The organism is Halosolutus halophilus, from assembly GCF_022869805.1.
GTDB classification, from domain to species: domain Archaea; phylum Halobacteriota; class Halobacteria; order Halobacteriales; family Natrialbaceae; genus Halosolutus; species Halosolutus halophilus.
Genome location: NZ_CP094974.1, coordinates 1,874,366 through 1,893,771, shown reverse-complemented (window position 1 = coordinate 1,893,771; position 19,406 = coordinate 1,874,366). Strand labels below are relative to the sequence as shown.

Annotated in this window: 22 protein-coding genes; 13 read left to right on the top strand and 9 right to left on the bottom strand. The window is 64.5% G+C overall.

Annotated elements, in window-relative coordinates:
- Positions 1 to 398: 398 nt before the first annotated feature.
- Positions 399 to 2,138 carry a dihydroxy-acid dehydratase gene (ilvD, locus tag MUG98_RS09305; RefSeq protein ID WP_265111856.1) on the top strand — a complete coding sequence of 580 codons (1,740 nt, stop codon included), beginning with the start codon at positions 399 to 401 and terminating at the stop codon, positions 2,136 to 2,138.
- 34 nt (positions 2,139 to 2,172) lie between these two features.
- Here ilvD and mobA read toward each other — a convergent pair whose 3' ends face one another.
- Together mobA and yqeC are read right to left on the bottom strand one after the other, a co-directional pair.
- Positions 2,173 to 2,811, bottom strand: coding sequence for a molybdenum cofactor guanylyltransferase (gene mobA / locus MUG98_RS09300; protein WP_265111855.1), 639 nt, complete (start codon positions 2,809 to 2,811; stop codon positions 2,173 to 2,175).
- A gap of 72 nt (positions 2,812 to 2,883) precedes the next feature.
- The gene (gene yqeC / locus MUG98_RS09295; protein WP_265111854.1) at positions 2,884 to 3,642 is read right to left on the bottom strand and encodes a selenium cofactor biosynthesis protein YqeC; all 759 of its coding nucleotides are present in this window, start codon (positions 3,640 to 3,642) and stop codon (positions 2,884 to 2,886) included.
- Between the two features lie 251 nt (positions 3,643 to 3,893).
- On the opposite strand from yqeC, the gene MUG98_RS09290 reads away from it, so the two are divergent.
- The gene (locus MUG98_RS09290) at positions 3,894 to 5,054 is read left to right on the top strand and encodes a glutathione-independent formaldehyde dehydrogenase (RefSeq protein WP_265111853.1); all 1,161 of its coding nucleotides are present in this window, start codon (positions 3,894 to 3,896) and stop codon (positions 5,052 to 5,054) included.
- Between the two features lie 73 nt (positions 5,055 to 5,127).
- Here MUG98_RS09290 and MUG98_RS09285 read toward each other — a convergent pair whose 3' ends face one another.
- Entirely contained in the window at positions 5,128 to 5,289 is a 162-nt protein-coding gene (locus MUG98_RS09285) for a hypothetical protein (RefSeq protein ID WP_265111852.1), read from the bottom strand.
- A gap of 96 nt (positions 5,290 to 5,385) precedes the next feature.
- Here MUG98_RS09285 and MUG98_RS09280 point away from each other — a divergent pair, with 96 nt between their 5' ends.
- A complete protein-coding gene (locus MUG98_RS09280) occupies positions 5,386 to 5,541 on the top strand; it encodes a hypothetical protein (RefSeq protein ID WP_265111851.1) in 156 nt (51 codons plus the stop codon).
- Between the two features lie 3 nt (positions 5,542 to 5,544).
- Here the strand turns inward: MUG98_RS09280 and MUG98_RS09275 are convergent, their stop codons facing one another.
- Complete coding sequence (locus MUG98_RS09275; protein ID WP_265111850.1) at positions 5,545 to 6,729, bottom strand: CobW family GTP-binding protein; 1,185 nt, start codon at positions 6,727 to 6,729, stop codon at positions 5,545 to 5,547.
- 211 nt (positions 6,730 to 6,940) lie between these two features.
- On the opposite strand from MUG98_RS09275, the gene MUG98_RS09270 reads away from it, so the two are divergent.
- Positions 6,941 to 7,930 (top strand): beta-ribofuranosylaminobenzene 5'-phosphate synthase family protein, encoded by a 990-nt coding sequence (locus MUG98_RS09270; RefSeq protein ID WP_265111849.1) that lies wholly within the window; start codon positions 6,941 to 6,943, stop codon positions 7,928 to 7,930.
- A 219-nt stretch (positions 7,931 to 8,149) separates the two neighbouring features.
- Here MUG98_RS09270 and MUG98_RS09265 read toward each other — a convergent pair whose 3' ends face one another.
- Positions 8,150 to 8,623 carry a GNAT family N-acetyltransferase gene (locus tag MUG98_RS09265; protein ID WP_265111848.1) on the bottom strand — a complete coding sequence of 158 codons (474 nt, stop codon included), beginning with the start codon at positions 8,621 to 8,623 and terminating at the stop codon, positions 8,150 to 8,152.
- Between the two features lie 246 nt (positions 8,624 to 8,869).
- On the opposite strand from MUG98_RS09265, the gene MUG98_RS09260 reads away from it, so the two are divergent.
- Positions 8,870 to 9,274: a hypothetical protein gene (locus MUG98_RS09260; protein ID WP_265111847.1), complete on the top strand. Its 405-nt coding sequence runs from the start codon at positions 8,870 to 8,872 to the stop codon at positions 9,272 to 9,274.
- A 237-nt stretch (positions 9,275 to 9,511) separates the two neighbouring features.
- Here the strand turns inward: MUG98_RS09260 and MUG98_RS25525 are convergent, their stop codons facing one another.
- Positions 9,512 to 9,925 carry a universal stress protein gene (locus tag MUG98_RS25525; RefSeq protein ID WP_425601084.1) on the bottom strand — a complete coding sequence of 138 codons (414 nt, stop codon included), beginning with the start codon at positions 9,923 to 9,925 and terminating at the stop codon, positions 9,512 to 9,514.
- A gap of 673 nt (positions 9,926 to 10,598) precedes the next feature.
- Here MUG98_RS25525 and MUG98_RS09255 point away from each other — a divergent pair.
- From MUG98_RS09255 to MUG98_RS09225, 7 genes are all read left to right on the top strand, one after another.
- On the top strand, positions 10,599 to 10,877 hold the full coding sequence (locus MUG98_RS09255) for a hypothetical protein (protein ID WP_265111846.1): 279 nt from the start codon (positions 10,599 to 10,601) through the stop codon (positions 10,875 to 10,877).
- A gap of 89 nt (positions 10,878 to 10,966) precedes the next feature.
- Positions 10,967 to 11,800, top strand: a complete 834-nt coding sequence (locus MUG98_RS09250) for a phosphoenolpyruvate hydrolase family protein (protein WP_265111845.1) — start codon at positions 10,967 to 10,969, stop codon at positions 11,798 to 11,800.
- Between the two features lie 2 nt (positions 11,801 to 11,802).
- Positions 11,803 to 12,243 (top strand): cupin domain-containing protein, encoded by a 441-nt coding sequence (locus MUG98_RS09245; RefSeq protein WP_265111844.1) that lies wholly within the window; start codon positions 11,803 to 11,805, stop codon positions 12,241 to 12,243.
- Positions 12,240 to 13,475, top strand: a complete 1,236-nt coding sequence (locus tag MUG98_RS09240; RefSeq protein WP_265111843.1) for a Tm-1-like ATP-binding domain-containing protein — start codon at positions 12,240 to 12,242, stop codon at positions 13,473 to 13,475. Before MUG98_RS09245 ends, MUG98_RS09240 begins: the two co-directional genes overlap by 4 nt.
- Positions 13,476 to 13,594: 119 nt before the next feature.
- Positions 13,595 to 13,918 (top strand): transcription factor S, encoded by a 324-nt coding sequence (locus tag MUG98_RS09235; protein WP_265111842.1) that lies wholly within the window; start codon positions 13,595 to 13,597, stop codon positions 13,916 to 13,918.
- An 84-nt stretch (positions 13,919 to 14,002) separates the two neighbouring features.
- Positions 14,003 to 15,301 (top strand): DNA polymerase Y family protein, encoded by a 1,299-nt coding sequence (locus MUG98_RS09230; RefSeq protein WP_265111841.1) that lies wholly within the window; start codon positions 14,003 to 14,005, stop codon positions 15,299 to 15,301.
- 140 nt (positions 15,302 to 15,441) lie between these two features.
- Positions 15,442 to 16,692 (top strand): J domain-containing protein, encoded by a 1,251-nt coding sequence (locus MUG98_RS09225; RefSeq protein WP_265111840.1) that lies wholly within the window; start codon positions 15,442 to 15,444, stop codon positions 16,690 to 16,692.
- Positions 16,693 to 16,699: 7 nt separating this feature from the next.
- Here MUG98_RS09225 and MUG98_RS09220 read toward each other — a convergent pair whose 3' ends face one another.
- The 3 genes from MUG98_RS09220 to MUG98_RS09210 all read right to left on the bottom strand — a co-directional run bounded on the left by MUG98_RS09220 (position 16,700) and on the right by MUG98_RS09210 (position 18,762).
- The gene (locus MUG98_RS09220) at positions 16,700 to 17,332 is read right to left on the bottom strand and encodes a uracil-DNA glycosylase family protein (protein ID WP_265111839.1); all 633 of its coding nucleotides are present in this window, start codon (positions 17,330 to 17,332) and stop codon (positions 16,700 to 16,702) included.
- 96 nt (positions 17,333 to 17,428) lie between these two features.
- Positions 17,429 to 18,133: a helix-turn-helix domain-containing protein gene (locus MUG98_RS09215; protein ID WP_265111838.1), complete on the bottom strand. Its 705-nt coding sequence runs from the start codon at positions 18,131 to 18,133 to the stop codon at positions 17,429 to 17,431.
- Positions 18,134 to 18,354: 221 nt separating this feature from the next.
- Positions 18,355 to 18,762 carry a CopG family ribbon-helix-helix protein gene (locus tag MUG98_RS09210; protein ID WP_265111837.1) on the bottom strand — a complete coding sequence of 136 codons (408 nt, stop codon included), beginning with the start codon at positions 18,760 to 18,762 and terminating at the stop codon, positions 18,355 to 18,357.
- Positions 18,763 to 18,896: 134 nt separating this feature from the next.
- Here MUG98_RS09210 and MUG98_RS09205 point away from each other — a divergent pair, with 134 nt between their 5' ends.
- Entirely contained in the window at positions 18,897 to 19,388 is a 492-nt protein-coding gene (locus MUG98_RS09205; protein WP_265111836.1) for a metal-dependent hydrolase, read from the top strand.
- The last annotated feature ends 18 nt before the right edge of the window (positions 19,389 to 19,406 follow it).

Here is a 19,406-nt window from a genome sequence, read left to right as displayed (position 1 = left end):
GGTCCCCTAGGACTCCGTGGCCAGCCACGGAAAGTTTCCTGCAAGATAGCGAAAGGTCCCGCTGACGTCGAATTTTTGAGTTACATTACAACTGCGGTCGAGGGCGGCCGACGCTGGTGAAGACCGGCGGTCGGTGACGGTGCGCTCGGTCACATCGGGTATCGGTCTGTTCGTCGCCGAATCGAAGGCCAACGTCGTTCGCCGCCGAGTCGAAGGGGCCGTGAACTCGAATCCCGACTCGACCTGGCCGAAGGTCGTTCGGGACCATCGATTTCCGCTCCCGATCGAACGGCGACGAAGTGAGGCGAGTAGACCGGCCGAATGTGTTCGCAGCCGGCTTGACGGGGCCGGTATCGGTATCCGGGGCCTTTAAGCGCCGAGGTTCCCTGCCTCAGGGTATGAGTCAACGACCCAAAGAGCGTTCGCCCGAGGAGGGCAAACCCGAGGAATTGCCGAGCAACGAGGTCACGGAGGGGGTCGAACGAGCGCCCCACCGGGCCATGTTCCGCGCGATGGGGTACGACGACGAGGACCTCTCCTCGCCGATGATCGGCGTCGCCAACCCCGCCGCCGACATCACGCCCTGTAACGTCCACCTGGACGACGTGGCCCAGTCCGCCTACGACGGCATCGACGAGGCCGGCGGGATGCCGATCGAGTTCGGCACCATCACCATCTCGGACGCCATCTCGATGGGGACCGAGGGGATGAAAGCCTCGCTCATCTCGCGGGAGGTCATCGCCGACTCCGTCGAACTCGTCGCGTTCGGCGAGCGCATGGACGGCCTCGTGACGATCGGCGGCTGTGACAAGAACATGCCGGGGATGATGATGGCCGCCATCCGGACGGACCTCCCAAGCGTCTTCCTCTACGGCGGGTCGATCATGCCCGGCGAGCACGAAGGCCGCGAGATCACCATCCAGAACGTCTTCGAGGGGGTCGGCGCCGTCGCCGAGGGCGAGATGTCCGAGGACGAACTCGACGAGATGGAGCGCAACGCCTGCCCGGGTGCCGGCTCCTGCGGCGGGATGTTCACCGCCAACACGATGGCCTCGATCTCCGAGACGATCGGATTCGCGCCGCTCGGCTCCTCGTCCCCGCCCGCGGAGGACGAGGACCGGTACGAGGTCGCCCGCGAGAGCGGCGACCTCGCCGTCCGGGCCGTCCAGGACCAGCGCAGCCCCTCGGACTTCCTCTCCCGGGAATCCTTCGAGAACGCCATCTCCCTGCAGGTCGCGGTCGGCGGATCGACCAACGCCGTGCTCCACCTGCTGGCGATGGCCGCAGAGGCCGGCATCGACCTCGACGTCCAGGACTTCAACGAGATCAGCGCCCGCACGCCGAAGATCGCCGACCTCCAGCCCGGCGGCGAGCGCGTTATGAACGACCTCCACGAGGTCGGCGGCGTCCCGGTCGTCCTGCGCGAACTCCTCGAGGCCGATCTCCTGCACGGCGACGCGCTGACCGTCACCGGGGAGACGATGGCCGAGGCTATCGAGCGCGTCGACCCGGCGCGGATCGCCGACCTCGACGCGGACTTCCTCGAGACCGTCGACGACCCGATCCACGAGCGCGGTGCCATCCGCATCCTGACGGGCAATCTCGCACCCGAGGGAGCGGTCATCAAGATCACCGGCGAGGACCACCTCCATCACGAGGGGCCCGTCCGGGTCTTCGAAGAGGAGGAAAACGCGATGCGGTACGTCCAGGAGGGCCACGTCGAATCGGGCGACGTCATCTGCATCCGCAACGAGGGGCCCCGGGGCGGCCCGGGGATGCGCGAGATGCTCGGCGTCACCTCCGCCGTCGCGGGGCAGGGCCACGCCGAGGACGTCGCGCTGTTCACCGACGGCCGGTTCTCCGGTGCCACGCGCGGGTTCTCGATCGGCCACGTCGCACCGGAAGCCGCCGTCGGCGGACCGATCGCCGCGCTCCGTGACGGCGACACCGTCACGATCGACATCGACGCACTCGAGCTGTCCGTGGACCTCTCCGACGAGGAGATCGAGCGCCGCATCGAGGATCGTGACGACCCAGAACCCACCTACACGAGCGGCGTGCTGGCGAAGTACGGCCAGACGTTCGACTCTGCTGCCAACGGGGCCGTGACGAACCCCGGCGTCAGGCAGGACCGGTAACGCCCGATCGCCGCGTCCGATCGAGAAACGAACGCTACTCGTCGAATCGCCGTTCGGCCTCCGCGAGCGCCTCCTGGGTGTCGATACTCTCGAACGTGGCCGGGTCGATCGCGTCGAGTTCGGACTCGTCGACGGTGACGACGTCGATTCGATCGAGTGCTGCCACGATGCGCGTGTCCTCCGAGCCGAGTGCCGCCTCGCAAGCGGCCGCCATCGCGTCCGCCCGATAGACCGCCTGCGTCGTCTGGTACCAGCCTGCCTCGAGCTGGACGACCGCCCCGTCGTGACCGTCAGCCCGATCGGCCAGGTACGCGAGCAGATCGGGGTCGACGAACGGCATGTCACAGGCCACGACCGCCGCGTACTCTCGGTCGACGGCCTCGAGACCGACCTGGATGCCGGCGAGCGGCCCCCGATCGGGGACGGGATCCGTCGCGTACCGGATTTCGGTGTCACAGTCCGCCAGCGCGTCCCGGATCGGGTCGATCTGCTCGTCGCGACAGTTGACGACGATATCGTCCGCCACCGCCGCGAGTCGATCGACGACGCGCCGGATCATCGGGGTGCCGGCGAGGTCGGCGACCGCCTTGTCGCTCGCACCGAAACGGGTCGAGTAGCCGCCCGCGAGGACGACGCCCCCGAGTGAACCGGTACTGTTGCTAGTGACCCCCATGTGCATTGGTAGACGGACCCGGCCTATAAGAGCCGGGCTCGCGATCGATTCGGAGTCGAGTTTCTCCCGGGATCACTCGAGGACCGCTACCAGTGGCTCGTCCGCGATCATGCTCGTCAACGCGACCCGCGAGACGCGGCCGTGAGTCTCCTCGCTCCGATCGAGGACGCGCCGACCGACCTCGCGGGCGACGGCCAGGTCCTCGTCGTCGTCGACCATGTTGAGGACCGGCACGTACGTAGCGTCGTCGGGCACGTCCTTCAGACCGCCGTCGGGGCTCGTCAGGATCGTCGCGACGTCCGTCGGTTCGATCGGCTCGCCCGGCGATCGACCGGTGACCCCGGCGACGCGATCGGGCCGGTGGACGACGCGCTCGTCGAGCGGTTCGCCGACGGCGTGGACGCTGGCGAGCGCGAGGACCGTATCGACGCCGGCGGGCAGTTGCGGTTCGTGGTCGCCGGGTGCCTTCAGAAACCGCGTTCTCGCCCCGTCGGCCTTGACCAGGACGTGCTCCGGGGCGTCCGCGGCCGCGATTTCGTCGACGATCGGCGGGTCGTAGCCGACGTATCTGTCTCCCTCCCGATCGGCGACCAGTCCGAGCGGCCACTCCTGCTCCTCGTCCTCCCCCCGACGGGCCGCCAGCGCTCCTACTGGATCGTCCGTCACCAGTACCGACGCGACCTTCCGGTCGAAGATCGGAATGCGGACGGTCGCCGTGAGCACCGCCCGATCGAGTCGATCGGCGAGTTCGTACAGCGTCGACTTCTTGCCCCCCGCGCCGACGACGCAGGTCAGGCCAGCGTCCGCGGCGAGGGCTCGCGTGAGATCCATACGCGTTCCTCTAGCGTGACGATCCGTCAGTGTATGTGGTGGCGTCGCTATCGCGCTCGATCGATCCACCGTACGGGATCGCGGACAGATACCGCACACCCGATGCGAGATTCCCGTCGAGGAACCGCATGCTCGCCCGGCGCACTCTCACGACGGGTGATGAGAATTATTGGCAATCTCCCGGTTGTGGTTCACAAGAAGGTTTACAGTACCGATCGTGGTGCGTCCCAGTGGTGAGATAACTAATGTCAATGAACGCTGTCGTATACAAAGGGCCGCACGACGTGGCAGTCGAAGAAGTAGACGAACCAGAGATCCAGCATCCGAACGACGTCCTCGTCGACATCACGACGACGGCCATCTGCGGTTCGGATCTTCACATGTACGAGGGCCGAACCGCCGCGGACCCGGGCATCGTCTTCGGACACGAGAACATGGGAATCATCAGCGAGGTCGGTGACGCGGTCACCACGCTCGAGGAGGGCGATCGCGTCGTCATGCCGTTCAACGTCGCCTGTGGCTTCTGCCAGAACTGTGAGGACGGCTATACGGGGTTCTGTACCAACGTCAACCCCGGCTTCGCCGGCGGCGCGTACGGCTACGTCGCGATGGGGCCGTACAAGGGCGGCCAGGCCGAGAAACTCCGCGTCCCCTACGCCGACTTCAACGCGCTCAAACTCCCCGAGGGCGACGAACACGAGGACGCGTTCTCGTTGCTCGCGGACATCTTCCCGACGGGGTGGCACGGGACGCGGCTGGCGAACCTGAACCCCGGCGAGTCGATCGCGATCTACGGGGGCGGACCGGTCGGGCTGATGGCCGCCTACAGCGCGAAAATCCAGGGTGCCTCGGAGATCTACGTCGTCGATCGTGTCCCGAGCAGACTCGAACTCGCAGAAGATCACTGTGACGCGCACGCGATCAACTTCGAGGAGGGCGACCCCGTCGAGCAGATCGTCGAGGAACACGGGGACGAGGTCGACAAGGGGGTCGACGCGGTCGGCTACCAGGCGATCGATCCCGAGACGGATCCGGGCGACGACGCGTACGATCCCGCCCGGGAGAACCCGGCCGTCGTGCTCAACCAGTTGATCCAGACGGTCCGTCCGACCGGCGAAATCGGCGTTCCGGGGCTGTACGTCCCCTCCGACCCGGGTGCCCCCGACGAGATGGCAGCCCAGGGCCGACTCGGCATCGACTTCGGGAAACTCTTCGAGAAGGGCCACAAGTTCGGCACCGGCCAGTGTAACGTCAAGCAGTACAACCGCCAACTGCGGGACATGATCATCGAGGGACGTGCCGATCCGAGCTGGGTCGTCTCTCACCGCGTGGACCTGGAGGAAGCGCCCGAGATGTACGAAAAGTTCGACGAACGGGAGGAAGGCGTCACCAAAGTGCTGCTCGAGCCCTGACCGACCGGTTCGCGGTCGGCTGGCGGCGCTATTTTTGCCCGGTCACAGCCGTCGTGCGAGTCGAGACACCGGGTTAGCTCCGGAGCCAGGCCGTGGGATGCTCGTCGCGAAGGTGGTCCTGGTACCGCTTGATCAGCGCCGGATACGAGCCGTCGACCGCGTACCAGTCGCAGTGCTCGCAGCCGCGCTCGACCGTCTCGTCCGGGTCTCGAACGTACCCGCCGGTTCGATCCATACGGTGTCGGCTTCCGATCGAGTCGTTATCTGTCTTCTGTCTCGTCGGTCGATCGGTTGAGAAACGAATATGGCACACCACGGCCTAGGCGCGTGCATGTGCCAGTACTGTAACTACTCCTTTCACGACGGCTGGGGGCAACTCCTCGAGTACGACGAGGTCTACCAGTCGACGCTCCCCCAGTCGACGACCCAATCGAACCACGGCTTTCACGAGTCCTGGGACGATCTCCGCGACGAACTCGAACTGTAGGGTCTATAGCGGAAACGGATCGGCGGCGCTCCCGGGACTCGGAGACGCTGTTCCGTCGCCGTCGTGCAGGCAGGCCTCGAGTTCGGTCCCGATCCGGTCTTCGTCCATTTCCCGTCCGATGAACACCAGTTGCGTCCGTCGCTCGTCATTCGGTCCCCACTCGCCGATCGGGCCCGCCTGCACCGACGGACCGGCCTGGCTGAGGCCGATGACGTCGTCGCGACCGGCGACGTGACAGACGCCCTTGGCGCGAACGATCGATCCGTCCCACGTCTCGAGCCACTCCGCGAACTGGTGCGGGTCGAACGGCCGCGACGAGCGGAACACGAACGACGAGACGCCGTGAATCTCGGCGGCGCTCTTCGCCGCTTGCTGTCGGCTCTCGGCCGTGTCCTGGGCTCCACTCTCGTGGTCGTGTCCCTGATCCGCTGCCTCGCTCCCGTGCCCGTGTCCGTGGTCGTCACCGCGCAGGTGTCGCTTCCACCCCTGAGACTGCTGGACCGCCTCGAAGTCGAACCGGCCGGTATCGAGGACCAGTCCGGGGTCGACCTCGGCGTACGTGGTTCGAACGCGCTCTGCCCGCGGCTGGAGCTGCGCGACGACGGTTTCGATCTCCTCGAGGACGTCCTCGGGGACCATGTCGGTCTTGTTCAGGAGGAGGACGTCACAGAACTCGATCCCCTCGACGAGTACCTCGCTGAGCGGTCGCTCGTCGTCGGGTTGGGCGTGATCCGGGAGGGTTTCGCCGGCGTCGAACTCCTTCCAGAACCCGTACGTGTCCAGTACGGTCGCCATGGTATCGAGCCGAAACAGTTCGGTCGGATCGATCTCGCTCGCGTCGGTTCCCTCGGTGAACACCTGGGCCACGGGGATCGGTTCGCTGATCCCGGAGGATTCGACGAGCAGATACTCGAACTCCCGTTCCTGCGCGAGCCGTCGGGCTTCCTCGAGTAGATCTCCCTGTAGCCGACAGCAGATACAGCCGTTCGAGAGATCGACGATGCCGTCGTCCTCGTTTTCGCGGGCGATCAGGTCCGCGTCGACGTTCACTTCGCCCATGTCGTTGACGATGACGGCGACCTCGCGTCCACCCGGATTCGACAGGACGTGATTGACGAGCGTCGTCTTGCCGGCTCCGAGATACCCGCTGACCACGGTAACCGGAATTCGATCGGTGTTTCGTGCCATTTGGTACCAGCCCTGACCACCGCAGTGATAGTAAACGATTGGGTCGGCCATTCACCCGCCGAGTCGCTCGCCGCGAGCGGTATAATCGCGCCGATCGGTGGGTTCGCCACGCCAGCCAGTCGCTGCCACCGCGGTCGGAAGCCCCACTCCCGCCAGTGATTGCCAGCGTCGAAACCCCCTTCCGGGGGGCTCACCTACCCGTCGACAGAATATGGGGACGGTCACGGTGAGCGCGGGAGCGCGCCTCCACGTCGGGTTCCAGAACCTTTCGCTCGCTCGCGAGCGTCTCTACGGCGGGATCGGTGTCGGTCTCGCGGAGCCGCGGGTGACCGTCACCGCCGAACCCGCGTCCGGCGTCCGGACCGACGACCCTCTCGTTCGAGAGTACGCCCGGCGAGCCGTGGACGTTCTGGACGTCCCCGGCGTCGCGATCGGGATCGAGGAGCGCCTGCCCCGCCACGTGGGTCTGGGAAGCGGTACTCAGCTCGCCCTGTCGGTCCTCGCGGCGACGGGACGGGCCCACGGTCGCGAGCCCCGGATCCGCGAGCGCGCACCGGCGATGGGCCGCGGCGGCCGCAGCGGCGTCGGCGTCGCGACGTTCGAGGGCGGCGGCTTCGTCGTCGACGCCGGCCACCCGACGAACCGATTCACGACGGAACCGCCCGCAGAGGGGGACTGGACGGTTCCACCGGTCGTTTCCCGCCACGAACTCCCCCTCGAGTGGCGGTTCCTCGTCGTCGTCCCCGACGCCGATCCGGGCCGCAGCGGCGAGTCGGAAGACGCGAGCATGCGAGCCGTCGTCGAGCGCGCCGATCCCGCGATCGCCGACGAGATCGCTGGCGTCGTCACCCGGACACTGCTCCCGGCCGCCGCCGAGGGCCGCCTCGAGGCGTTCGGCGAGGCGATCGCCGAGATCGGTCGCAAGAACGGCGCGTGGTACGCCGACGCCCAGGGCGGCGTCTTCCGGCCGCCCGCGGGCGAACTCGTCGAGGCCCTCGATGCCTGTCCCGTCCTGACCGGCGTCGGCCAGTCCTCGTGGGGGCCGGTCGTCTACGGCGTCACCGACGCGGCACACGCCGACGAAGCCGCCGGCGCGGCGAGAGATGCCCTCGCCGATCGGGGACTCGACGGGGACGTGTTCCTCGCACGCGCAGCGATCGACGGTGCGCAGATCGGCGAGAGTGATCCGGCACCAGAATAGCGACGGTGGTCGCGATCCTGGCAGTAGTCGGGAACACGATTTCGCTATTCAGAACAGTGACTGAAACTGCGCCGCTCGATCCGGGAAGTCCGACTGCGAACTGAGCGCCGAAGTTTGTATCGGGTTCAGATGATTTTCAGTACGCCGTGCTGAACATCTAGCGCGTCTGTAACAAGTATCAATGACCGTCAACGCTTTGCGAAGAAGTAGCAAGATTGTTCAATATCGAACTCGTTTTTCCATCACGATTTCGTCGTACTCTCGATACTCGAGTGGATATGGTGCAGTCTTCTCGTACCCACGGTTTCGATAGAGATCAGGTAGATACGGATGCTCTTCCGGCGTCGTTAGCCAGACTGTTGAGTGACCCCACTCCCGGACTTCCGTTTCTGCATGGTCTAACAGTTCACTGCCGATTCCTTCACCCTTCCACTCCTCGTGTACCGCGAGTCGACTGAGTTTTACTCTATCATCGTTGGTGACCTCCAAGCGAACTCCTCCGACGATCTCGTCGTGCAATTGGGCAACGAATAGCCTGCTGTCCTCAACCCATTCTTCTACCGTTTCCGACGTTGCGGATGCAGCTTTCGTCGGGAAGCCTAATCGCTGGTTTTCTGAATACGCACTCCGGTACACCGCCGCGAGTGCTTCGGCATCAGCCACGGTCGCTCCCCGGATGACCGCATCTGTCATCAGTTGATAGGGATGTACAATTCAGACATTATTAGCCCGTTGTATACGCTCGGCGTCTATCATGATATGGCGCAAGCTACCTTGAAATCCTCGGTCGGTGATAGGTTTTAGGCGTCGTGATGAATACACAGCGCGAATGCAGCACGAGATATGGCTCGATTTGCGACGGTGGTGATCGCTCAGTACAGAGTGTCCATTTAATGGAAGGGGACAAGACATTTACCGAGAATCATAGTTGAATCACATATGGAGCGTCATGTAAAACGGTTCCTGTCAACGGGTGACCATCGCGCCCTTCCCGTGGTCGTTATGGGGATTCTGGTTGCTATCGCCCCATTTCTCCTTATTCCCTCGCCCGGGGACGGCGGGCCTATCACTTTCGCGGTTCGCCTCATGCAAGTCATTGCGGCAGTGCTCGGTCTGGCGGTGGCCGTCACGGGTATCTACTCCTACCGGACGGGAAATCTTCGACCGGCGATGGTCACAGCCACTACAATCTTTGGTCTGACGATTGTTGGTGTAGTCGGCGGACTTGTAGAGATGACAGGTGGTCCGCTCATCCCAATATGGGCTTGGCTGTTGGCGGCGGCACTTGTTCTCCCCGCCTCCCTTGCGGTGACGTACCGGTTCATTAGTGGTGAACAAGGCTAACCGAGGACTCTGCTACTCTGTAGTAGGTTCGCATATCCACTGCACAGCTGATTCATTGACTTCGGGATGAAACAAACGAAGCTGTCGTGCTAAACTCATCCTCTGTATCTTGCACGCATTTTCTGACGGGAACAGGATAAGTTGAACGAAGCGTGAGAGATACAGAGCGCGAATGTGGCGTGAGGTGAGGGTCGATCTACGAGAGACGGTGATCGGTCAGTACAGGCAATCTTGAGGCTATTGAATAATAGTGACTGGAATTGACGCCTTTCGAGAAAGTTTGTCCGTCATATTTTCCGAGAAAAACCAACGTGTCCCTGAACGTTCACTCACTCCTACAACAATATGATCCACATCATGCTCTGCTGCGTAGTTTAGAATTTCGCCGATCACCTCACCAGTGGTGCGATCTCCTGATAAGTGAGTTCCCTGCTCAATTGCTCTGTTTCTGACGCGTTGTAGACGGAGGTCTTTCTCATGTTGATCAGAACTTTCGAATATATTGTCTACCTGATCACTTTTGAGTAGATCTATCGGATCAGAGACTTCGAGCGCTGTTATCTGGGCATCAGGGTATTCTGAGACTGCGTACTCAAGTGCATTGTATGAGGACTCAGAGTCCTCAACTGGAACGAGTACGTGTCGAACCATAGGCCCCATTGTGGAACGGATTCGAAAGCGATGCGCATTGCAGTAGCAGGTAGCTTGTCCCGTATTGATCAACAAAAAAGTCGTTCAACAATCGCTGACAGTGGACCAAGTGAGGTGCAGAGAATCAAATTTGAAAAGAACTCACGGAAATTAATTGAAAGAGAGATTGCAATTGCGGATCAAAAGATTCCAATCTATAAAACTCATACAAATATGGTTCTTCAAGATGAGGAAAATGCAGATTTCTATAATTCGTTCCAGTAAGCACGTGTCGTGAGCAGATAGTTCACTGATTTCGGTATGAAACAAACGGAGTCGTCGTGCTGCATTGATGCTCTGTATTCAGCGCGTGATTCTTGACAGCTACTGGCGAGATCGGTAACTGCTCGGCCCGTACTGACCGCGAGTTCCGCCACAGTCTGAATGAAAAAGTCGTGTTACTACCTACTGCGAGGTTGGTTCGTCCGAACGTGGATATAACGAGCGTCGGCCAGTTGTTCCGGTGAATCCATCCGGTCCCGATCGTCGACGGGGAAGAACGACGCCGGCTCGTCCAGGCGCTATCGTAACAACTGAAACTGTTTCCGCGCCGATCGCACAGCCGCCGTGCGATCGGGTATGCTCCGACGTTCAGTGGCTACGATAGTAGTACTCGGCGGCCGTATACCGACGTATGGCAAAACGCATCCAGATCACCGACTGGGAAACGGTCAGCGACGAACTGCGCCGGTTCGGCGAGACCGGGGACGTGACCGCCGGAGACGATCGGATTCTGATCGACTTCGGATCCGCACGCGTCGAGGTGACGCGGAACGGACGCGTCAGCACGGGGATGCCGCTCCACGACTTCGAGCAGGACGGGGCGGTCGACCTCGTGGTGGACCACGACACGGGAGCGCTCACGATCGACGTCGACGACGTGACCTACACGTTCAGACGACCCGGCGGGTAACGGCGCCGCTGCAGCCGTGTCAGCCCAAACATATAAGAATACTTATAGGAATTTTGAATAGACAGGAAGTGGTCCGCACACGTTAGCGTATGTCATTCACACACGAGGAATCGCTGACGCGGCTGCGCGAAACCGTATCGAGCGGGGAGCCGATCGTCGGCGCCGGCGCGGGAACGGGGATGTCGGCGAAGTTCGCAGAGCGCGGCGACGTCGACCTGCTGATCATCTACAACTCCGGACGCTACCGGATGAACGGCCGTGGCTCGCTGGCCGGCCTGCTTCCGTACGGCGACGCCAACGAGATCGTTCTCGACATGGGCCGGCAGGTGTTGCCGGTCGTGGAGGACACGCCCGTCCTCGCGGGCGTCAACGGAACCGATCCGTTCAGGCAGATGGACGTCTTCATCGAGGATCTCAGGCGGCGCGGATTCTCGGGGGTCCAGAACTTCCCGACGGTCGGACTCATCGACGAGGACAGTCAGTTCCGGCAGAACATCGAGGAGACGGGCATGGGGTACGACAAGGAGGTCGACATGATCCGGGAGGCGTCCGAACAGGGCATGCTGACGTGCCCGTACGTCTTCAGCGAGGACCAGGCCCGCGAGATGGCCGAAGCCGGTGCCGACGTGATCGTTTCGCACATGGGTCTGACGACTTCGGGCGACATCGGTGCCGAAACGGCGCTCGACCTGGAGACGGCCGCCGAGCGAGTGCAGGCCCACCACGACGCGGCCACGGACGTCGACGAGGACGTGCTGGTGATCTGTCACGGTGGCCCGATCGCGTGGCCCGACGACGCCGAATACGTCCTGAACAATACGGAGGGCGTCGTCGGGTTCTTCGGCGCGTCCAGCCTCGAACGCCTTCCGACCGAGGACGCGATCGAGAACCAGGCCCGCGAATTCAAAGCGATCGAGTTCTGACCATGTCGGAGACACAGTACTTCGTCGAACCCGACGACGTCGAGAGCCAGGTGTTCGACTGGGGCGTGCTCAAGTGGTTGAGTACCCCCGCGGTCACCGGCGGCGACCGCTTCAGCGCGGGCGTCGTGAAACTCGAACCGGGAAAGGGTCACGAACGACACACCCACCCCGAGAGCGACGAGATCCTCTACGTCCTTCGCGGAGAGGGCGAACAGGAAGTCGCGGACGAGACGCGCGAGATCACGGCCGGCGAGATGGTGTTCGTTCCGGAGGGGGTCGAACACGGGACCGTCAACACCGGCTGGGAGCCGTTGCTCCTCCTGGCCGTGTACGCACCGCCCGGGCCGGAAGACGTGTTGCGGGACCTCCCGGAGTGTGAGGTCGTCCCCGCCGGCGAACTGCCGACCGAAGAATCCGTCGTCGAAAGGGGTACCGACCAATGAGCGTCGTCATCGTCGGCACGCTGGACACGAAAGGCGAGGAGATCGGCTTCGCCAGGGACGTCATCGAAGCCCAGGGCGTGGACGTCCACGTCGTCGACACCGGCGTCGTGGGCGAGCCACCGTTCGAACCCGAGACGTCCGCGAGCGCGGTCGCCGAGGCAGCCGGAACGACGCTCGAGGGGTTGCGAAACGAGGCCGATCGCGGCGAGGCGATGGCGGCGATGGGCGACGGTGCGGCCGAAATCGCCCAGCAGTTACACGACGAGGGGATCCTCGACGGCGTCCTCGGACTCGGCGGGTCGGGTAATACTTCGATCGCGACGACGGCGATGCGGGCGTTGCCGGTCGGCGTTCCCAAACTCATGGTTTCGACGATGGCGTCCGGCGATACGGAGCCCTACGTCGGGTCCCGGGACGTCATGATGCTCTACTCGGTCGCGGACATCGAGGGGTTGAACCAGCTCTCGCGGCAGGTCATCGCCAACGCCGCCCTGGCGATGGTCGGGATGGTCACGAACGATCCCGACGTCGACGTCGAAGACCGACCGACGATCGGCATCACGATGTTCGGTGTCACGACGCCCTGCGTGCAGACGGCCCGCGAGAACCTCGAGGAGAAGGGGTACGAGACGATCGTCTTCCACGCGACCGGCACGGGCGGTCGCGCGATGGAGTCGCTCGTCGAGGAGGGTGTCATCGACGGCGTGCTCGACGTCACGACGACCGAGTGGGCCGACGAACTGGTCGGGGGCGTCCTCAACGCCGGCCCGGATCGGCTCGAGGCGGCCGGCGACGAGGGCATCCCGCAGGTCGTCTCGACGGGCGCGCTCGACATGGTCAACTTCGGTCCGCGCGAGTCGGTCCCCGAGGAGTTCGAGGGGCGGCAGTTCCACGTCCACAATCCGCAGGTGACGCTCATGCGGACGACGCCCGAGGAGAACGCCGAACTGGGAGCGATCATCGCCGAGAAACTCAACGCCGCGACCGGGCCGACCGCGCTCGCCCTTCCCCTCGGAGGCGTCTCGGCGATCGACGTCGAGGGCGAAGACTTCCACGATCCCGACGCTGACGCAGCACTGTTCGATGCGCTGCGATCGACGCTCGACGACGACGTCGAACGGATCGAACTGGAGACCGACATCAACGACGAACCCTTCGCAGAGACGCTCGCGGAAACGCTCGACGAGTACATGCGAGACGCCGGGCGGGGCCCCGCGAGCGACGGTCGGTAGCCGTCGCTATCGAACCGGGTCATCGCCGATCGCATAGCAGACGTGCGATCGGGCGGACACCGACTGTCGGTGACCGCGCCAGTGGAGTCTTTTTGCGGGACGAGTACGTACCCACGGTTATGCAATTCTGCGACGACTGCGGTTCGATGATGAAAGCGGAGGGCGACGACATGGTCTGTACGAACTGCGGCGCAGCGACGGAGCGCGATCGCGATCGCGAGGACGAGTTCGTCACGACCGAGTCACAGACCGACGACGACGTGATCGAGTCCTCGGAGGATGCAAACTTCGAGGGGAAGCCGAAGGCGACGGACGTGGTCTGTGACGAGTGCGGCACTCAGGAGGCGTGGTACACCCTCAAACAGACGGCTTCGGCCGACGAGCCACCGACGCGCTTTTTCAAGTGTACCGAGTGTGGCCACCGCTGGCGCGGCTACAACTGACGCCCGCCCGGTCGTTCCCGAGCGGCCCCTCGATCGCAGGGGCGCAACGTTCACAACGATTCGGTCGAACCGATCGAATACCGAATGGCCGATGAGCCGCGACTTCCGGGCGTCGAGGAAGACGACGACGAGGAGCGGATCGTCTGTCACGTCGACGCGGACTGTTTCTACGCGGCCTGCGAACGGCTTCGCGAACCCGAACTGCGGGGCGAACCGGTCGTCGTCGGCATGGGGTACGAACCCGGCGAGATCGTCGGGGCCGTCGCGACCGCGAGCTACGAGGCCCGCGAGTTCGGCGTCGAGAGCGCGCAGGCGATCTCGACCGCCCTCGAGCGGTTGCCGAGACGCGCCGCCCTCGACCCCGACGCCGAGGACCACGATCCGGAACTCGATCGCGAAGAAACCGGTCACTACCGGCCCGTCGACATGGACTACTACGAGTCGATCGCGGCCGAGGTCCAGGACATCCTCCACGACTGTGCCGACGTGGTCCGGGAAGTCAGCATCGACGAGGCGTACCTCGACGTCACGGAGCGGACGGCGTGGGAGGTCGCGGACGGGTTCGCCCGCCACGTCAAGGACCGGATCCGCCGGGAGGTCGGCGTCGTCGTCAGCGTCGGCGTCGCGCCGACGATGAGCGCGGCCAAGATCGCCAGCGACTTCGACAAGCCCGACGGCCTCACCGTCGTCGAACCCGGGGACCTCCGGGCGTTCCTCGCGCCGCTCGAGGTCGACCTGCTACACGGCGTCGGCCCCGTCACGGCCCGCGAACTCCGGGAGATGGGCCTCGAGACGGCGGGCGACGTCGCGGCCGCCGATCCCGACCCGCTCGTCGATCGATTCGGGGAGCGAGGCCGCGAACTCTACGACCGGGCCCGCGGCGAGGACGATCGGCGGGTCGAACCGAAGGGGGACCCGAAGAGTTTCTCGCGGGAGTCGGCCTTCGCCGAACCCGTCACCGACCCCGGGCCGAAGTACGACCTGATCGAGACGCTGGCGGCGGCCGTCGCCGATCGAGCCCAACGGGAAGGCGCGCTCTACCGGACGATCGGCGTCAAGGCGGTCACGCCGCCGTACGACGTCAACACGCGCGAGCGATCGCTTCCCGGCCCGGTCGACGAACCGGCCCTCGTCGATCGGATCGCCCGGGACCTCTTCGCCGAGTTCGAGGACGAGCCGGTCCGCAAACTGGGAGTCCGGGTAGCGAACCTCGAATTCTCGGGGGCCGATCAGGCCAGTCTCGACGGGTGGGACGGGACCACCGCCGACGGCCCCGCCGAAGGGGATGCGGACGGGTCGAAGGCAAGCGGATCGGCGGCGGACGATCGCGATCGATCTCCGGACCGATCCGCAGGCCAATCGTCGCTGACGGACTTTTCGTAGGACCGGCAGACGAGCGCTCGCTGCGCGTTCGGCCGAAATACCCAATTACCTCCATACCCCAGTTCAACTGAACCGAAATCCAGCGGACATATAACCCCGCGTGAAGAACATACAATGCGACACTGGCCCCCGACTCTCACATGACTGAGGATTTCTACGACCTTCTCGAGGTTCCATCCGACGCCCCCCAGGACGAAATCAAGGAGGCCTACCGCGAGAAAGTCCGCGTCTATCACCCGGACCGGAACGACGACATCCGGGCACAGGCACAGTTCACCGCAATCAAGACGGCCTACGACATCCTCGGCGACCCGGTCGAGCGCCAGGCCTACGATCGGCTCGGTCACGAAAACTACGTCGCGAAGCGAACGAGCGGGTTGCCGTCGCCCGACGTCTGGCGGAGCGGCGACTCGACGTCGGAAGCGTCGACCGACACCGGATCGACGGGGCCGACAGCAACGACGGGATCGGCGACCGGATCGGCGGGAGCGTCGAAACGGACCCGATCGCGGGACGGCACCGGTTCGAGTACCAGTACCGGCTCGGGGTCGTCGACGAGCGGTGCCGAAACGTCGACGACCGGGACCGCTGGCACGACTGCAACGAACGACGGGACTGCGACGGGGAGTCGCGGCGCGGGATCGACCGACGGTGGGACGGCCCGCGGAACCGCCGGCAGAACCGGATCGGCGACCGAGACGGCACTCGGCTGGGTCGCCGACAACCCGCTCGTCAACTGGTGGCAGCGCCAGAACTTCGCGTGGCCCCTGATCTGGCTGTCCGTGCTCACCTACGTCGTCGGACTCGGTCACTACGGTCGTGCGAACGTCGACGCACTGGGCCTGCTGTGGGCCGACCTGACCGCGATCGGGCCCGATCCGGCCGCACTCCGGGAGGCCGTCACGTCCCAGCGGTACGGGATCCAGCCGCCGATCGAGTTCGTCACCGGGGTCGAATTCGTGGGATCACCGCTCCCGGCGATCCAGTGGCAGGGCGTGCTCGTCGGCGTCGCCGCCGCCCTCGCAGTCGTCGGTCTGGTCAGGGTGGTCTGGCGACGGGACACGTGGGGGCCGGTCACGATCGACGAGACGATCGTCGTCGCGCTCGCGATCGGCGTGACGACGACGCTGCTCGGCGGGCCCTTGCTCGCCGGAGCGGCTCTCATGCCGGTGCTCTTCGGCGTGATCGTCTACCGGACTCGACAGCTACCCGGCTGGTCGCCGTCGTACTTCTACGTGCTGTCGGTCCTGGGACCGGCTATCGGGTTCGCCCTCGGCGCGGCGGAGGTCTCTTCGCTGCCGGCGGAGTTCGCCGCGTTCGTGTTCGTCCCGCTGATCGGTGCGCTCGGACTGCCGCTCCGGGCGTCGATCAGGAAACGGTTCGGCCGCTGAACGGTCCCTAGCCGACCGTCGTCGCGACGCCTTTCGTCTGCCTGTAATCCCGCCCGAGGATCGCTTCGAGTCGCGAGACGAGTCGATCGCGGTCGCTATCCACCCAGTCCGTCGGCTCCCTGATCGGAACGACCATGAACCCGCGGCCGCGGATTTCGGTGGCGTGCAGCGAGGCCATGTCCAGCTCCAGTCTGTCACGCTGGGTCGTGTACGCTCGGAGCACGTGATCGGTCGCCCGTTCGCCGACGGGCAGGAGTACGTGGGCGTTGATCGCTCGCAGTTCGGCGTCGAAGTACCGTTCGCAATCGGCGTACTCCGCCTCGGTCGGCGGGCGCCCTCCCGGGAGACAGCACATGTGAACGTAGCTCCAGAAGCAGTTCTCCAGGTCGGGACGTACCGCCGGACCGCTCGCGAAACCGACCTCGCGACAGACGTCCTGGACGGCTCGTCCCGAGTCGCTCCCCGTGAACGGCACGCCCGTCGACGCACCGCCGTGGACTCCCGGATGATCGCCGATCACGTGGAAGTCAGCGTTGGCGTCACCGTAGCCGAAGACGGCGGTTCGATCGCCGGGATCGCTTCGATCGAACGGTGGCCGCATGCCGAACGGATTGCTCGTCCTGTCGGTGACGTTTTGCACAGTGGTGGGAAAGCCGTCGCGACCTAAAACCGCCGCGGTCGCGGTCGGGGATGTGGAGCACGACCTCACGCTCGTCGGCCGCGAAACGTCTCAGCGTCACTCCTCGCCGGGATCCGGGTCGGTTCCGATGCCGGTGACGCCGTGGGTGGACGACTCCGGATCGACCGTCAGCGTAGATTCGACGAGTGCGGCGAGACCGCGACGCAGTCGTTGCGAGACGGCCGAGTCGGAGATACCGAACCGATCGGCGAGGTCGACGAGCGTGGTCTTTCGCGGTACCTCGAAGTAGCCCGCCTCGTACGCGCCGACGACGAGTTCTCGCTGTGCGGCAGTGAGTCCGAACCGGTGGTCGCTGTTCGGGCTAACAGCCTCGTGTAACTGGATCAGTTCGATCGAGATTCCCCAGTCGATACACCGCGAGTAGAACGCCGAAAGTCCCTCGTAGGACGGAAACCGGAGGCGGAAGGTCCACCGATCGGCGGTGCCGACGGCACTGGTCACGAGCGCGTTGCTCTCCCGGATCGACTGGAGCACGCCGTTGACCTGATCCGTCCACGTCACCTTCACGAGAACGTGACTGTCGGTTTCATCGACAAGAGCCGCGTCGGCGACGTTCGAGTCGCTCTCGAACACCTCGACGACCGAATTCGTGACGCCGACCGGAACCCAAAAGTACGGAACGGCACCTTCTCTCGCGGGCACCGTCGTCTCCACCGTCACGGTCGCGTCGGTCGCCACGTCGAACAGGGCACCGAGTGGAAACTCGTCCGTCGAAACCGCGATCGTCGCGATAACGCTCATTGCCGCTTCTCCCTCCCGATTCCGAGCCCCTGCGAGCGAGCAGCCGTCGCGATCGATCCGACACCTGATAGCGGTAGTAGCGGTAGTACTGGTCCACGTCGCACACGACGAAGCATTGGATGCTACCTGATTATTCCGTCCTACTTACAAGAATCAGCCGGTTGGATATCGAAGTCGTTTATATACTGTGAGAGTTCCGACGGACCGGGGTTCGAGGGAGCTCAGACGTCGATCGACGGGGTGTCGTCGCGGAGTAGCGTGACCGAGACGCGGCCAACGGCGTCGAAATCCTTCAGTCGGTAGACGAGCGCCCGGATCTCGGCCGCGGAGCCGTGACAGAAGATCGCTTCGAGACACCAATCGCCGTGGTGGACGTGAGCCGTCGTGTCGATTTCGGACTGGAACGCGTGCTGGATCTCGTGGAGATCCTCGATAATCTCGTCGTGAACGTAGTCGAAGACGACGGTCGCGGCGACCGTCCCGCGTGCTTGCTCGAGTCGGTGGTGGGACTCGACGTACTCCTGGATCGCCTCCCTGAGTGCTCGCGAGCGCGAGTCCAGCCCTTCCGACTGCCAGGTCCGATCGAACTCGGCCAGCATCGCTTCGGGAACGTTGAGGCTCGTTCGCATACCCGTCCGTTCGATCGCTGGTGGAAAATGTGTAGCGATCGAGACCGGTGCAGGGAGTTCTCAGACCACGGGTGCCGATCCCAGCAGATACGGTGCGGTGGATTTATGTTCCGGTGTGATGTTTCCTGTCGCACATGTATCAGGTCGGCCACTACGGCGCTGCCCTGTTCGCCTACGCCCCCCTCGGTGCCGCCGTCGCCGTCGCCGGCTACGAGGCGGCCGCAGTCGTCGGCGCACTGGTCTGTGTCTCCCTGTCGACGGTCCCCGATCTGGATCACCGGGCCCCGCTGATCGAGCACCGTGGTCCCACACACACGGTGCTGTTCGCGTTTCTCGTTGGCGCCGGCCTGGCTGCAGCGACGTCGGTGCTGGTGGCGTCGTCGTCACCGATCGTCGACGTCGGCTTCGTCGCCTTCGCGTTCCTCGTGGGAACGCTCTCGATCGCCTCACACCTCCTCGCGGACGCGCTGACGCCGATGGGGATTCGGCCGTTCTGGCCGCTCTCGCGTCGACGCTACTCCTTCGACGTGGCGCGGGCCGCGAACCCGATCGCCAACTACGCGCTGTTCGCCATCGGCATCGGCGCCGCCCTCGTGGCGGCGACGATCGTGGCGATGGTCGGCTGAACACGGTGCGTTCGAGAA